1 protein-coding gene is annotated in these 1,304 nt (G+C 31.0%); it reads left to right on the plus strand.

The window, feature by feature from the left end:
- Positions 1–255 precede the first annotated feature (255 nt).
- On the plus strand, positions 256–1,170 hold the full coding sequence (locus SLH48_RS22355) for a hypothetical protein (RefSeq protein ID WP_320259918.1): 915 nt from the start codon (positions 256–258) through the stop codon (positions 1,168–1,170).
- Positions 1,171–1,304 lie beyond the last annotated feature (134 nt).

The following is a 1,304-nucleotide window of genomic DNA, read 5'->3' on the forward strand; positions in this document are numbered from 1 at the left end:
AAAATCTACATAATTCAAAATGTAGATTACCGAACCTTCTTATTCAACAATATGGCGCAAATCAGAATTAAATATTAAGAAATTTTTCTTTTGTATGTCCAGGTTGTTTATTGAATAAGGCAGTTTGTTACTTATGCTAAAATGAGAGTGACAAAGAATTGAACTTTAGCTAACGAAGTAGGTTGTAATGAAGTAAGATATGTTTTACAAAATTAATTACTTTTCAGATAAATACTGTGGGATGGTGGAAGTTTTTTGAGTATTAATCAAGAAGCAATTAGGTTGTTAGAAGAAAATGAGTATGAAAATTCTCTTAAATTATTTAAAAAAGCAGTAGACGAAGCTAGAGATGTTCAATCACTGACAAACCTAGCTTGGATTTATTGTTATGAAGAATATAAAGACAATAAAGCACTTACATTATTAGATGAAGCTATAAGCTTAAACCCGTCTTCTCACTTTCCCTATAATTTGTATGGTGAAATTTTAGTAAGACAAGAAAAATGGATTGAGGCAAAAGATATTTTGCTTCAATCCATTAATATAAAGCCAACAATTAATGCCAATAATAACCTCGCAGTAGCTTGCTATCACCTTGGAGAATTTGAAAAAGCTTCTAAGTATTTTTTATTAGGTTCAGAGAGTTCTGATTATGCCATGTATAGCCATGTTTATTGCTTAATTAGACTAGGTGAAACAAAGATTGCAATTGAAACACTAGGAAACTTTAAGGAAGATGACGATGAATTTGTTGGTGAAATTGAAGTAGCTGAATTATACCTAGAACTAGAAATGTTTAATGAGGCTGCTAAATGGTTTGAAAAAGGTTGGAAACGATACAGTAAAGAAGTTAGATGGGTTAGTCGATTTATTTATACACTTTTAAAGTTGAGTAGGACAGACTTTACTGAGAAATTTCAGGATGTAATAAAAGAAAAAGAAGAAACAATTAAAGAGGAATATAATGAAGAGTGTGATGAAGATTGGACAGAAGAAGAGAAACAGGATTATATAACGGAGCTTGTTACTGAAAAAAAAGCATTTGAACAAATGTATAAAAAGATTATAAATGGATTTGTCCCAGTAATGAAATTTGACACATCTGTGAAAACAGGTTGTTATCTATTTGGGTGTAAGCGTCATAATCATCCCGAATACCAAGAATTATAGCCCCTCTAAATCAGCTACTCTTCTTCAACAGTAGCTGTTGGCCAATCAAAAAACTTAAATCTTCCACAATATGGCGCAAGAATTTAGTAAAGGCTATCTGTAATACCTTAAGGATAATTACCTATTAAGGAAAC

Origin of the sequence: Cytobacillus sp. IB215316 (assembly GCF_033963865.1) — a bacterium.
GTDB lineage: Bacteria > Bacillota > Bacilli > Bacillales > SM2101 > Nanhaiella > Nanhaiella sioensis.